Below are 13,587 nucleotides of genomic sequence, written 5' to 3'. Positions count from 1 at the left end.
GCGCCATGTCCAACAGTTTTTCAGACACACTCCGCCGCCTGATACCCGCCATGTTTGCAGAGGATGAGCGCTGGCAGGCCACATTGGGCACCGCCGCCTATACGGCGCGGGTGTTCCTGTGCATTGGCATTGCACTGTTTCTGGCCTTTATGTTCCAGCTACAGTCCCCCATGAGCGCGGCCACAACGGTGCTGATTGTGGCAAACCCCACGGTGGGGGCCATGGTTTCCAAAAGCGTGTGGCGTGTCATTGGCACGGTGATTGGCGCGTCCATCAGCGTGGGCGTGATGGCCGCCTTTGTGCAGTCTCCGGTGCTGTATTTTGCAGCGCTTTCCGCATTTGTGGGGCTGGCCTGTATGGTCGCCACCTTCCTGCGGCTGTTCCGCGCCTATGCCGCCGTGCTGGTGGGCTATACGATTGTGATTGTGTCCGCACCGGCTTTTGCCAACCCGGAGCATATCTTTCTGGCAGCCATGGGGAGGCTTTCTGCTGTGACAACCGGCGTTGTGACGACTGCCTTTGTGTTCATGCTGACCTCCCCGCGCAAGCCTGGCAGGGTGTTAAGTGCGCTGGGGGATGCGTTCCGGGAAACAGTCCGCCATGCCTTGTCCTTTCACGCAGCGGAAAGCCAGCACCCCACAACGGCAGCCGCCACGGAGCACGCAGCGGAACAGATTGAGCGTCTGGAAACCGCAGCCCCTGCCCCGTCTTTCCGCGCGTTGCCGCAACCGCTCTATGACAGCCGCAGCCGCCTGCTGGCCCGCATGGCCGGCCTTGGCCCCGCCATTGAATATGCCGCGGCTGATGACCGGGACATGCAGGCCCGCGTCAACCGGTTGCGCATTGGCCTGAGCCGCCTGACCGGGCTGATTGTGACATACCACCCCTACTGGCTGAACCTCTCTCTGGCCAACGGGGCCTCCTGCGCGGTGCATCAGGAAGTGGCTGCCACGCTAACGCGCATTCTGGAACTGACGGAAAAGCCGAGCTGGCAGGACGACCCCAAACCTATTTCCGCCTGCATCCGCACCACGCTGCATGCGCTGGAGCGGCTGGAACAGCAGACGACATCCCCCACCGTTCTGGCCTCGCTGGACAATACGCGGGATGTGCTGGTGCAGCTGGATCAGGCCTTGCATGACCTGACGATCCGCCGCCCGACCCGTGCGCGCATGCCTCTGCGCCCCTATCTGGAATGGCCCATGGCGCTGCGTAACGGCGCACGCGGCATGTTTATTGCGTTGCTGGCCGGGATGATGTGGTACGTGCTGCACTGGAGCACCGGGCCGATGCTCATGCTGTTTGTGGTGGCGGCTTCCAGCCTGCTGTCCACAACGCCCTCTGCCGCAAAAACCAGCCCGTTGATGGCCTGCGGCACGGCCCTTGCCATTCCCGCCAGCTTTTTATGCCACACGCTCGGCCTGCCGCAGATTGATGGTTATCCGCTGCTCTGGCTGACCATCTGCCTGTTTCTGCTGCCCGGTGTGTGGTTGCAGTTCCACCCACGCTATAGCATTGGTGCATTTGGCTATGCGGTGTTTTTCACCATGATGCTCGCCGTAAATAACCCGATTACCTATGACGACCTGACACTGACCAACAACTGGATGACCATGGCGGTCGCGTGCGTTCTGCTGGTGCTGGTCTTCCGGGTAATCTTGCCTGCAAACCATCGGCTGGATGCGGCGCGGCTGGTCTCCTCCCTCACCCGCAGTGTGCAGCGTCTGGCCCTTGCTCCGCAGAACCGGAAGGTGATGTGGGTGGCATGGGAAGGATTCCAGATTCAGAAAATCTCCCGGATGATGATGCGGTTTTCCTTTCTGACAGACAACGTGGACCGCCGGGGCTATACAGATGCCGCCTTTGCCGCTCTCTCCCTCGGGCGGCTGATTGTCCGGCTGCGCTGGAACGCAGGCCACACCCTGCCCGATGGCCAGACCCATGACATTCTGGAAGAGGCTCTGGGCGCCTTCCGCCACCTGCATCGCGCCCCGCTGGAAACAGCAGCCAGCCTGAGCCTTGCCGCGCAGAAAATCAGCGCTATCCCTGACCACCCCGGCACCGCACTGGCGCGAGACCGTGTTGTGTCCTGTCTTGAACAGGCGGCCTATATCATCCGCTCCGTGCCGGGCTTTTTTGACCGCCACGGCCCACTGCAACTTACGGCAGACATGCCGGGTGCGGATGCGCCTGTTTCTGCCATGGTGCCGCAGCGGCATGTGGTGTTTGGGTAAACAAACCGCCAAGGGGCATCCTGCGACGGCTGTGTAACAGTTCCACACAGGGCCGCAGCATTACCTTTTCTTGTTACCGGCTTAAGCGATGGTGCGCCTTACTCTGTCACATCAGCCGCAGAACAAGTGGCAGGCGCGTTGACAGGATTGCAGCGCGCAACAGCACCACCGGGGAAGGCAACAGTGTAGTTGTTCCACGGCGCTGTTTCAAAAGCGGGATAATCCGTGCTGATGATCTGCGCACCGGACTGAAACGCAATCTCCCGCCGGGTCACATCCCCCTGTCGGGCTTCTACCGTATTGGCGTCTGAACGGGTTCTGACCAGATAACCCTTTTTAACAAGAGACTGAATATTCTGGAGAGCGGCAGTATTATCAACCGCAGCGCTGCCGTTACCGGAGCGCCCGACAAAGCCTTCATTCGCTTCCGTAAACGCAGCATCCGGGTCTCCGGGGCGACCATTGGTAAAGACAACGCGGCCACGCAACGCCGGGTGCCCATCCACATAACGCGCCGTATCATGCGGGCGGTCAAACGTGAACACAACCTTGCCTCGCCCAAAGGCCAGAGCAGGCCAGCCACGTTTTAAAATAGCCTCTTCCAGCGTGGCGTAGGAACCGCGCACATCATCCGGGGTCAGAATATTCTCCCGACCGAAGACGGACAGCAGTTCCGCATCCAGCTTGTCATAAGTCGCTTTGGTAAACTGCTCGGGCTGGGTGAAGGGGAGCTTGCCGCCGGGCAGCGGTACATCCTGCTTGGTTTCCAGATCAATATAGAGCGGAAGATGATTGGGATGTGCGTCTGACCATTCTTTGATCATCGTCAAACACTGGCGCAAAGGCTCACAGCTGGACCGCTGATCAATATCCACAATATGCATGATCTTGAAGTCTGTGCCCTGCTTATCGGTCGCATCACTCTGGTCCGCATCCGGGGTGAAGCCTGCCTTTTTCTCCCACGCCACGCCGCGCGGGTGCGCGTAACGTTTGCCCGAACTATCTGCATAAATATCAATCTCAAGCTGGCGCACACCGCCGTCGAGCTGAGATTTCAATGACCCGTGCTGATAATCCAGCGCGTTTGCCATCTCTGCCGACTGGCTCTTCAGCCAGGCGAGTGTAGTGGGAGAGAGGCTGCGCCGATAGCTGTTGTGCGTGCCGATCACCTGAATCTGGTTCATTTTGAGGGTGTCGTCAGCAAAACTTGCGGGGGCTGACAAAACAGAAAAAGCACAGAGGAGCGCAGGAAACGCACAAAAAACCGGTTTCATGGAAATGTCCCATTTCAGCAGGATGAGAACGGACTCTGTCTATGGGAGGCCGATGGCCCGCATGGAATAAGAATGAGGGCGCAGGAAGTAAAGAAACCACTCCTCTTTTTCATATTTATTTCACAAACCATTATCTACAGACTCTATGAAATAAATTTCATTTTTTAACCCGGATAAGACAAATACAAATCGAGAAGCATTTGTGAAACTTATATTACGAACAAGGAATCATTCTTTTGCCGGGGCGTGAATCTTTGTAAGGGGTGAATCATTCGAAATTCCTATGACTGAAGGATGCCCACAACCATGTCCGTATGCCGCAGTCAGCTGGTGCTGTTCCACGAATGTCCCGGAAAAATTTCCTTATGAAGAAAACACTTTTTAAGTTTGTTTTGTGTTGCGGCATCGTCCTTCCATGCGAGGCATGGGCGGAAACAGAGAGCGCCAAACCTGCGGAGCATAAACCCAGACAGGCCCCCCATAAGGCCGCGCCGCCCCGCACTCTCAAGGTCACAAAAAAGTCTGGGGACCATGCAGAGTCTGGCCTGGAATCCGTGATGGTGACAGCCCAGCGCCGGGCAGAAAACAACCAGAATGTGCCGATTTCCATCCAGCACATTGATGGCAAAACGCTTGCAAACGCTGGTTATACCGCCCTGACCGACCTGCAATATCTGGCACCCGGCGTGCAGTATGACCCAACACAGGGTGCCGCTTTTCAGATCCGTGGTGTTGGCAGCGAGTCTTTTGACTTTTCCAATGCAAAGTCCGTCAGCGTGGTGGTGGATGATGTTGTGATGGATGCCCAGCGCGCCAACGGGATGATTGGCATGGTGGATATCAACAATGTTGATATCATGATGGGCCCGCAGGGTACGCTGTTTGGCATGAACTCCACCTCTGGTGTGATTGCCGTGACAACCGGAAAACCGGTACTGAACAAACTGACAGCCCGCACCAGCGCCAGCTATGGTGAACATAACGAACGCATTCTCAATGCAACCGTTAATATTCCGCTGGGCAGTAAGGCCGCTTTCCGTATTTCCGGTTTTGACAATGCGCAGGACGGCTTTGGCCGCAATGTGGTGCTGAACAAGCTGGTCGGCTCAACCAATGAATATGGTGGCCGTGCCAAATTCTATGTCGAACCCACGGATAATCTGGATATTACCCTGCAGGGCGATTACGCCCACCATTGGGATAGCAGCGTGCGGACCCCTGTGGGTGGGCAGAGTGCCGCAGTGACATCTGAACTCAATTCTCTGGGTATCTATCCCAATGCAAAGAACGCGGACACGGCTGACCCCATCTATGGCAATATTGTTTCAGAAGAATATGGTGCGGCTCTGAAGATCCACACCAAAATTGGCGAAAATGACCTCAACTTTATTAGTGCGTGGCGCCAGTCACTCTATAATAACAACACGCCGGTCGATCTGGTTCCGCTCGATGTCTCTGCTTATTATCCCTATAACTTTGGCAGCCTGACGACACGCAAGTTCAGCGATGAAATCCGTTTTTCATCCCCCAAAGGGCATTTTCTGGAATGGCTGGCCGGTGGGTTCTTCAACCGCCTTGATGCCCGCCAGACACAGTATCAGTGGGGCACGGCAGGAGACCCGCTCTATGTTGACGGGGTTCCGGCACAGAACCTGTATAACAACTCCGGTGCGGTCGGGCAGAGTGGGAATACCTCTCTTTTCCAGTCCCGCAATGAGTCTCTGGCCGCCTTTGGTCAGTTGAAGTTCAATATTTCCCGCCACTTTGATATTGCGATCAGTGGGCGTTACACCCATGACAAGAATTCTCAGGGTTTGAGCTTTATCAATACGGATGCTCAGGCTGTCACGGGCTATAATCCAACCTTTACCCCGACGCATAACGCACCTGTTTACCCGTGGGGACAGATGACGGGGCAGAACTTCTCAGGACGGATTTCGCCTGAATACCACTTCAACCCCAATGTCATGGCCTATTTTACCTTCTCCACGGGCTACAAACCGGCAGGCATCGCTTTTGTGGGGAACAATTACGACCCCTACCACAAGGAAACCGTCAAATCCTACGAAGTCGGCATGAAGTCTGAATGGATGCACCATAAGCTGCGTCTGAACATGGACGTGTTCCGTGAAGACTTTACCGATTTTCAGGCGACTGTCCTGACCCCTGTTCCGGCAGGAAATGGCACCACTATTCTGACAAGTGCTATCGGGAATGCCGGCGGGCTGGTCAGTCAGGGTGTGGAAGGTAATGTTGCCTACAGACCGATTCCGGATCTGACGCTTTCTGGCTCCGTCTCTTTTACGGACGCCCATTTTACGGACTACGTCGCCAGCACAAAAGCCAATTATACCAATACACGCCTGACCAATGCGCCGGTCTGGTCCGCCAATGCCTTTATTGACTACCACCATGACCTGACACCGCACCTTGGCGTGCAGGCGCATCTTGATTACGCCTATCGTGGCACGACATGGACCGTAACCGGGCAGCCTGATTATTCAAAAGTTCCGGCTTATAGCCTCGTCAACCTGCGCGTCAGCCTGCTGCCGCTTAACAAGCGCCTTCAGGTTGGGCTGTATGTGCGGAACATGTTCAACCAGTATTTCTCCACCGGCTACCAGCTTTACGGGACGGCAGGGTATCTGCACTACACCTCCCCCGATGCCCGTCGCACCATCGGCGGCTTTATCAACTTCAGCTACTAAGCCGCGCTCTCGGCAGGCGTTCATCCTTTTAAAAAAGGAGACCGCCTGCTGGTTCTGCTTTACCCTAAGACAGCGTTTCCCTGTGGGCCGAGACTCAGAACATGCGCCAGATGGTCCCGTTCAATCTCGAACGGGCTATCCCAGCTTTCGGTTTCCGTGCAGAGTTTTCCACGGATTTCGTAATAGTCCAGACCGCGCAGCCCGGCGATAAAATAGAAAAACGTATCCGGCATGTTCCCCGGTGCCAGATTGATAATTCTGGTGCCTTTGCGGCAGAACATGATGTTGGTCATCGCTGCCCCCATCACGCCCACAATGCAGTCCGCATTTTTAAAAAGCTTGATCTGTTCCAGAAGGGTCAGTTCTGCGGGGTCCAGACACAAAAAGCCCTGTTCCTGCAAAAAGGCGATCAGGCCCTCTTCATTCCTGATGGTTCTGCCGCGATTTTTGCGCGTGAGATACAGCCTGCGGGCCTGTGCGCCGGGCACGCGGGCCACCATGTCATCCGTGCGGGAGAAAGCCAGCGGCGACATGTAAACCCCGTGATTGGTCAGGCCATCCACCACCACGAGTTCCTTGAAAAAGGCGACATCCTGCACGCCCATTTCATGGTAGAGCGCCACAAAGGACGTGCTGAGCGCCACACTATCCCGCAGCACGCGGGCAAAATTGCCACTCAGGCGCGGCACAACAAGAGAGCAAAGGGGCAAATACTCTTCTGCCAGCCAGAGTTTTGGCAGGAGCTCGACCATCCAGTGCCCGTAATTCTGCTCCCCGCGTTTGCGGAGCAGCAGGGAAGACGGAGTAACCACCTGCACGGTCTGCGCCTGCTCGGCCTGTAGGATCTGGGCCAGCCCCTGCGCACATTCTTCCGACGTGTGCTGGGCGATGCTTTGCTGCACCAGCTTTTTGTCCCGCGTAAACACCAGACCTTCCAGCGTGACATACACATCAAACAGCTTGGTCAGGCGCACAGAGCCTGCGGGAAACGCGCCGGTAAACCAGCCGGGCCGCATGGCGTCCAGAATATGCGGCGGGATAGTAGACGGGTTGAGCACACGGGGGGGAGCAAGTTCAAACGCCGGAGAGGGAACGTCTGCCACGGGCACTCTGTGCAGGCTCTGGATATCCACCACGTCCACTTTTGTGCTCTCCCCTCTTTCCCGGCCGAGAGACTCTGATGCGGGTTTAACGGCCTTTCTGCAACAGTCTGGCCCAACGTGTCAGCCATTCCGGTGGGCAGCGTTGTGGCTTGCCCGGCTTAATCCGCTGTCATACTTTAAGGAAATATTAATATCTGACAGAGGAGAGCACATGATCCCGTATTCCTTTCTCTCCAGAACTCTTGGCTTGTCTGCCGAGCAGGCTGATGAACACTCTGTGACGGTCCCTCACTCTCTACTGCTTTTGCTAATTGAAAACTATCTGCGGCATCAGCCGTTTGATGAAGATGCCTACCTGCGCACCAATCCAGATGTGGCGGACGCCATCCGGGCCGGACACATATCCTCCGCGCAGGAGCACTATGTCACGCGTGGCTATTGGGAAGAGCGGGACGGAGCAGCCCCTCCCTTTTGTGAAGACTGGTATCTGCGCCAGAACCCGGACGTGGCCATTGCCGTCCAGCTTGGGGAATGCCCCTCCGGTGCCGCGCATTATAACCATTACGGACGGAAGGAAGGACGCTGCCCCAGCCCGGAGCAGGCGGACCTCTACACCACATGGCGCACCTTCACTGCGCCACCGCCACGTCAGGCCGCCTGAGGGGACAGACCCTCTAGCCATAAACCAGCGACCACGATACGGTCTGCCGCATCCATGAAAACCGATCGTTCCTTCCTGCCCAGACTCAGTCTGGCGCTTTTCCTTTCCTACCTCAGCGTGGCGTTGTCTCTGACAGCCGTGCCGGTGTACGTCATGTCCTGGCCGGGGTTCAGCAACGTGCTGGCCGGTCTGGCGGTGGGCATTCCGTTCCTCTCCACCATTTTCACCCGTAATTATGCCGGGCAGATTGCCGATGCCTCGGGCGGACACCGCTGCATGCGGCGTGGACTGGTGCTGTACGCGCTGGCCTGCGGGCTTTGCCTGCTCTCCACCCTGCCCGCCCTTCCCCCATTCGGGCGCTATGGCGTGCTGATTGCCGGGCGGCTTTTGCTGGGACTGGGTGAGAGCCTGTGTATTGTCGGCATGATGGGCTGGGGTATTGGTCTGGCCGGGCAACCGCAGGCAGGCCGGGTGATGGCCTGGACCGGGGCCGCCATGTATGGCGCGTTTGCGGTGGGGGGACCGGTGGGGCTGATTGTCTATCAGCACTTCAGTTTTGCCATCCTGATGGCGGTGAGCGCTGCTCTGCCGTTAGTGGGGCTGGCGCTGATCAGCACATTGCCAGCCGCCCCTCTGCATACGGGGCATCGGGAACCGTTCTGGGCCATTCTGAACAAGATCCGCTGGCCGGGGCTGGCTGTTGCCTTGCAGGGAATTGGGTTTGCAGCCCTCGGGGCCTTCCTCTCTCTGCGGTTTTTGCAGGCGGGATGGTCTTACGCCGGGTGGGGGCTGACCTGCTTTGGCGTGGCCTTTGTGGCTATGCGTTTGCTGTGCGGACATCTGCCGGACCGGATCGGCGGGCTGAAAGTGGCCCTCCCGTCCCTGTTGGTGGAAGCCGTCGGGCTGGCATTGATCTGGGGGGCGCACTCGCCGGAAGTCGCATTAGTTGGCGCGTTTCTGACGGGAGCAGGTTGCTCCATGGTCTACCCCTCGCTGGGGGTGGAAGTGGTGCATCTGGTGCCCGCCCCCATGCGCAGCACAGCGCTTGGCGGGTTTTCCGCCTTTCAGGATCTGGCCTACGCCGCCACCGGGCCGCTGGCGGGGTTTCTGGCAGACCGCAGCGGTTATGCCGAAGTCTTCCTGCTGGGCAGCCTGTGCGCCATGTTGGGAGCAGGCCTTGTGTGCCTGCTGTTAGCACTTAAGCCTCAGAGCCGCTGAAAGCAGCGCGCGACCTCGTCCGGGTTGACCTCATCCAGCGTGGCGGGCTGCCAGCGCGGCGCGTTGTCCTTGTCGATCAGCTTGGCGCGCACCCCTTCCAGAAAATCCGGGCGATGCATCAGGTGGCTGACCAGTGTGGTTTCCTGCACAAAGGCGTCATCCAGTGACTCCAGCGTGCGCACCCGGTGCCATGCGGCCCATGTGATCTGAAGAGAAAACGGGCACAGGCGGGAAAGTGCCTCATGGTCCTGCCGGGCGGCTTCACTGCCGTCGGCCTCCAGATTGTGCAGGACCTGCGCCAGATCGGGCGCATTGTAGCATGCCTCCACCGCATGTTCCGGAGCGGCCGGAACCGGCTGGGCGAGCGTTGCCAGCATATCCGGCACCGGCTGAGTGGCGAGTTGCGTGACGAGATCCGGCAGGCTGCCTGATGGTAGCAGATAATCCGCAAACCCGTTCTGAACCGCCTGAGCCCCGTTCATCCGCTCCCCAAGGAGCGCCAGCCGCAAGCCGGAAAGGCCGGGCATCTGGGCGAGAATCCATGACCCCCCGGCGTCCGGCGTAATGCCAATGCCGGTTTCCGGCATGGCCAGCACAGACCGCTCCGTGACCACCCGATACGGAACATGGCCGCCCAGCCCGATGCCGCCACCCATGGCGATCCCATCCAGCAGCGAGACAATCGGTTTCGTGTAAGCCGCAATCTGCCGCATGACGCCATACACCCGGGTAATTTTCCGCACCCCGGCCTCTGGTCCTTCCACGCGGATCAGATCGCTCAAAGCGCGCAGATCTCCACCGGAGCAGAAGGCTCGCGGGCTTGTGCTGTCCAGCAGCAGCAGCGTGACGTCCGGGTCCTCTTCCCAGGCCTCCAGCACACGGGCGATGCCCTCCGCCATCTCCAGATCCACCGCATTAAGCTTGGCCGGCCGGTCCAGCCGGATGCGGCCCACCGGCCCTATCCGTTCTGTTTTGACGGTCGGCGTGCCGGAAAGGAGGGCTTCAGTCATTGCTTTCCTCTTATATTCATGCACAAAACACTGCGTCTGGAGTGGGATGAAGGAGAGCAGATGTTGGCGCTGGAAACCAGTACCTTCCGCAACGCAATGGCCAGACTTGGTGCTGCTGTTAATATTGTGACCACTGGAACGCGGGAAGACCCCGTGGGGTTTACCGCCTCCGCCGTCTGCTCCGTGACGGATACCCCGCCGACCCTGCTGGTCTGCCTGAACCGGGCGAGCCGCGCGCGTGAGGCGTTTGTGATGGGGGGGCCGCTGTGCGTGAACGTGCTTTCCGCCACGCAGCAGGCGCTGTCCAACCATTTTGCCAGCCCCAACAGCATGGCGGAACGCTTTGCCACCGGGCACTGGACCACACTGGCGACCGGCGCACCGGTGCTGGAAGAGGCCGTGGCCACGTTTGACTGCCGCATTAGCCAGATTGTGGAAGTGGGCACGCATAGTGTGCTATTTGGGGTGGTTGAAGCCCTGCGCATTCATGAAACGGCGGGTGGGCTTGTCTATTTCAACCGCGCCTATCATGCCCTGCCGCATACGGCGCCTTAATCTGACAGGACCCTGACCCATGGCCCCTCGCCCCAAAATGGAACATGAAGATGACGTGCCGGTTATTACCGTTCGCACGCTGATTATCATTCATGTGTGTCTGGCAGTGTTCATTCTGCTGTGGGGCTGGCTGGACTGGTCTTTGCCGCAGTAAAAAGCAGGCTTAAGGGCTGTTACGCCCTAAAACGCTGCACCAGCCCGACCAGCAGAAAGCCCGCGCCGCCCAGAAGGGCAATCCAGAAGGAGGTCGGGCAATCTGTATACCATGACAAAATCAGGCCACCCCATGCTTCGGCCAGAGCGAGACCGGCAGCTGCGCCCAGCCCAGCGAGCGGGGACAGGCCCAGCCGCAGCACGGTTGCCGCCGGGGCGACCATGAGCGTGAAGACCAGCAGAACGCCGGTTATCTGCGCACATTCTGCCGTGGCAATCGCCACGAGAGCCAGAAACAGCACATCCAGCAGTTGAAGCGGAACGCCTTTGGCTTCCGCCATTTCCGGTTGCAGGGTGGCAAACAGCAGCGGGCGGGCCATGATGCCCAGCCCCAGCAGGCACCCGGCGGAAAGCAGCGCCAGCCAGCCCAGCATACCGGGGCTGATGCCGAGAATATCCCCAAACAGCAGCGCCGTGGCCGCACTGGCCGAGCGGGTGAGCAGGTGCAGGAACAGCGCCCCCACGCCCATGGCGACGGACAGCACAAGGCCGATCATCACATCACGCCCGGCTACGCGGTCTCCGGCCAGACCCATCAGAATACCGGCAGCCAGTGCACCTCCGGCCAGTCCGGTCAGGGGGGAAAGACCGAGCATGAGCGCGCCGGTTGCTCCGGCAAACCCCACGTGAGAAAGCGCATGGCTGGCGAAGGTCTGCCCGCGCAACACCAGAAACCAGCCAACCGGGCCGCACACCAGCGCCACCAGCAGTGCGGCCAGAAATGCCGTGCGCATGAAGTCATAATCAAGCATGCGCGCCGCACCCTCCGCAGTCATGTTCCTGCAAGGCCGAGCCGCCGCCTTCCGCCACCACAAACACACGCCCTCCGGCCCGCACCACATCCACCGGCGCGCCATACAGGGCCGTGAGAGCTTTGGTGGTAATCACCTCATCCACCGTGCCGAGCAGCGCCTTGCCCCGGGCCAGATACAGCACATGGTCCATCAGGCCGAGCAGCGGATTAATATCATGGGCGGACATCAGCACCGTCATGTTGCGGGCGCGCGCAAGGGTGTGAATCCGCTCCACTGTCTCCCGCATGCGGGCGGGGTCCAGACTGGCCAGAGGTTCATCCAGCAGGAGCACAGAGGGATCATCCAGCAGCGTTTGCGCCAGCAGCAGCCGCTGGCGCTCCCCGCCAGACAACGCAGCAACTGGCCTTTGCGCCAGGTCTTGCGCATCGACTGCCGCAAGAGCGGCATCCACCGCCGCTCGCCCGGCGCGACCATACCAGGGTAGCCCCCAGCGTTGCCCGTGCAGGGCCGAGGCCACCATGCTCCAGCCGGTAAACTGCCCGCCAATCAGCTTGCGCATCTGCGGCATATAACCCACAGCGCGATGCCCACGGCGCACCGGCTGACCGTTGATCTGCATGCTTCCCTGCACTGCCGGCTCCAACCCCAGAAGCGCGTGAAACAACGTTGTTTTCCCGGCTCCATTGGCCCCCAGAACCCCGACAAAACTGCCTTGCGGGATGGCCAGACTGATCTGACTCAACACAACGCGGCCACCCCGTGCCAGCGTGACATCCTGCAGGCTGATGCTCTCTGGTGCAGCGTGCGGTTTTGACAGGTGCGCCTGTGCAGGCTCTGCCGCACTCTGCGCGCCTGATCCGGCATGAGAGTGGCCACAGGCATTGGGATCGTGCGGAGATGATAGGGGGAATGTCATGGGGTAGGCTGGCCAAGCACCTGCGCGACCTGCGTCAGAATACCGTGCATCCAGTCCTGCCAGTGGGTGTCGGGCGGCATGATCTCACGCACCGGCAGCACCGGCACCCCGACAGCATGCGCCTGCGCAATCAGCCGTTGCACGGAGGGGCGGTCGGCCTGTGCGTTATAGGCCACAAACCGCACGGCATGCTGGCGGATATCGGCATCAAACTGCGCCACGGAGGACGCCGGCGGTTCCACATCATTCATGACAGCCACCTGAAAAGCCTGCTCCTTCATCACCAGACCGAGGCTATCGGCCAGCGGGGTAAAGACGGGCTCCGTCGCGGCTACGGGCTGGCCCTGCACCTGCGCGCGCAGGGTGGTCATGGCGTCCAGAACAGTCTGAATGGCGGCCATGACGGTTTTACCCCGTGCTTCATATGCCCCGGCATGCTGTGGGTCCGTCGCCTGACAGGCGGCAATAAACCGGCTCACAAAGGCCGCAACCGCAGGCAGATTATAGGCCAGATGCGCGTTATCGCCCTCATGCCAGCCAGTCCAGCCATCCGCTTTCACCACCGGCACCGGCGGCCCGCGCCGGGCCTGCACCAGACGGTCCAGCCAGGCATCATACCCCGCGCCGTTCGCTACCACGAGGCTGGCCTGCGCCACCAGCCGGGCATCTGCCGGGGTGGGTTCATACAGATGCGGGTCGATGGTCGGTGCGTTCAGAATAGAGGTGACGTGCATATCCGGCTCCGCCACCTGCGCGGCCAGATCGCCCCACGTATTTTCCGCAGCAACCACCACAGGCGTTTCCGCCGCCGTAGCAGAACCGGACCATATGCCGGCAAGCATCAGGCAAGACAAAACAGAAGCAGGAAAACGCATCAGGCTGATCCTTGTCGATCGGCTGTTCACAGAGGCAGTGCAGACCGGCAAACGAGTCCTGTGAC

Annotated in this window: 12 protein-coding genes; 6 read left to right on the top strand and 6 right to left on the bottom strand. The window is 59.5% G+C overall.

Translation table 11 applies throughout. The annotated features are described in order from the left end of the window. Positions 1 to 5 precede the first annotated feature (5 nt). Positions 6 to 2,234 carry an FUSC family protein gene (locus tag ACHQGU_RS02520; protein WP_395495757.1) on the top strand — a complete coding sequence of 743 codons (2,229 nt, stop codon included), beginning with the start codon at positions 6 to 8 and terminating at the stop codon, positions 2,232 to 2,234. 98 nt (positions 2,235 to 2,332) lie between these two features. Here the strand turns inward: ACHQGU_RS02520 and ACHQGU_RS02515 are convergent, their stop codons facing one another. Next, positions 2,333 to 3,418 (bottom strand): phosphatidylinositol-specific phospholipase C1-like protein, encoded by a 1,086-nt coding sequence (locus ACHQGU_RS02515; protein ID WP_395495756.1) that lies wholly within the window; start codon positions 3,416 to 3,418, stop codon positions 2,333 to 2,335. A 647-nt stretch (positions 3,419 to 4,065) separates the two neighbouring features. Here ACHQGU_RS02515 and ACHQGU_RS02510 point away from each other — a divergent pair. After that, positions 4,066 to 6,216, top strand: coding sequence for a TonB-dependent receptor (locus ACHQGU_RS02510; RefSeq protein WP_062250207.1), 2,151 nt, complete (start codon positions 4,066 to 4,068; stop codon positions 6,214 to 6,216). Positions 6,217 to 6,275: 59 nt separating this feature from the next. Here ACHQGU_RS02510 and ACHQGU_RS02505 read toward each other — a convergent pair whose 3' ends face one another. Beyond that, on the bottom strand, positions 6,276 to 7,319 hold the full coding sequence (locus tag ACHQGU_RS02505; RefSeq protein ID WP_395495755.1) for a glycosyltransferase family 61 protein: 1,044 nt from the start codon (positions 7,317 to 7,319) through the stop codon (positions 6,276 to 6,278). A 211-nt stretch (positions 7,320 to 7,530) separates the two neighbouring features. Between ACHQGU_RS02505 and ACHQGU_RS02500 the strand changes: the two genes are divergently transcribed. Together ACHQGU_RS02500 and ACHQGU_RS02495 are read left to right on the top strand one after the other, a co-directional pair. Beyond that, positions 7,531 to 7,980, top strand: a complete 450-nt coding sequence (locus ACHQGU_RS02500; RefSeq protein ID WP_395495754.1) for a hypothetical protein — start codon at positions 7,531 to 7,533, stop codon at positions 7,978 to 7,980. 54 nt (positions 7,981 to 8,034) lie between these two features. Further along, entirely contained in the window at positions 8,035 to 9,198 is a 1,164-nt protein-coding gene (locus tag ACHQGU_RS02495) for an arabinose transporter (RefSeq protein WP_253558773.1), read from the top strand. Here ACHQGU_RS02495 and ACHQGU_RS02490 read toward each other — a convergent pair. Continuing rightward, positions 9,186 to 10,208: an enoyl-CoA hydratase/isomerase family protein gene (locus tag ACHQGU_RS02490; RefSeq protein WP_395495753.1), complete on the bottom strand. Its 1,023-nt coding sequence runs from the start codon at positions 10,206 to 10,208 to the stop codon at positions 9,186 to 9,188. The genes ACHQGU_RS02495 and ACHQGU_RS02490 overlap by 13 nt on opposite strands. A gap of 60 nt (positions 10,209 to 10,268) precedes the next feature. Here ACHQGU_RS02490 and ACHQGU_RS02485 point away from each other — a divergent pair, with 60 nt between their 5' ends. Both ACHQGU_RS02485 and ACHQGU_RS02480 read left to right on the top strand, forming a co-directional pair. Next, entirely contained in the window at positions 10,269 to 10,763 is a 495-nt protein-coding gene (locus tag ACHQGU_RS02485; protein WP_062142388.1) for a flavin reductase, read from the top strand. A 19-nt stretch (positions 10,764 to 10,782) separates the two neighbouring features. Beyond that, positions 10,783 to 10,917, top strand: coding sequence for a hypothetical protein (locus ACHQGU_RS02480; RefSeq protein ID WP_256441415.1), 135 nt, complete (start codon positions 10,783 to 10,785; stop codon positions 10,915 to 10,917). 19 nt (positions 10,918 to 10,936) lie between these two features. Here the strand turns inward: ACHQGU_RS02480 and ACHQGU_RS02475 are convergent, their stop codons facing one another. From ACHQGU_RS02475 to ACHQGU_RS02465, 3 genes are read right to left on the bottom strand one after another with little or no spacing between them, the layout of a single operon-like run. Beyond that, positions 10,937 to 11,728, bottom strand: a complete 792-nt coding sequence (locus ACHQGU_RS02475; protein ID WP_062142390.1) for a metal ABC transporter permease — start codon at positions 11,726 to 11,728, stop codon at positions 10,937 to 10,939. Continuing rightward, on the bottom strand, positions 11,721 to 12,647 hold the full coding sequence (locus tag ACHQGU_RS02470; RefSeq protein ID WP_082779360.1) for a metal ABC transporter ATP-binding protein: 927 nt from the start codon (positions 12,645 to 12,647) through the stop codon (positions 11,721 to 11,723). The genes ACHQGU_RS02475 and ACHQGU_RS02470 overlap by 8 nt, the downstream gene beginning before the upstream one ends. Continuing rightward, complete coding sequence (locus ACHQGU_RS02465; RefSeq protein WP_395495752.1) at positions 12,644 to 13,522, bottom strand: metal ABC transporter solute-binding protein, Zn/Mn family; 879 nt, start codon at positions 13,520 to 13,522, stop codon at positions 12,644 to 12,646. The genes ACHQGU_RS02470 and ACHQGU_RS02465 overlap by 4 nt, the downstream gene beginning before the upstream one ends. Positions 13,523 to 13,587 lie beyond the last annotated feature (65 nt).

Origin of the sequence: Acetobacter sp. KSO5 (assembly GCF_044094635.1) — a bacterium.
Classification (GTDB): Bacteria; Pseudomonadota; Alphaproteobacteria; order Acetobacterales; family Acetobacteraceae; genus Acetobacter; species Acetobacter cerevisiae.
This window is presented reverse-complemented; position numbering and strand designations above follow the sequence as displayed.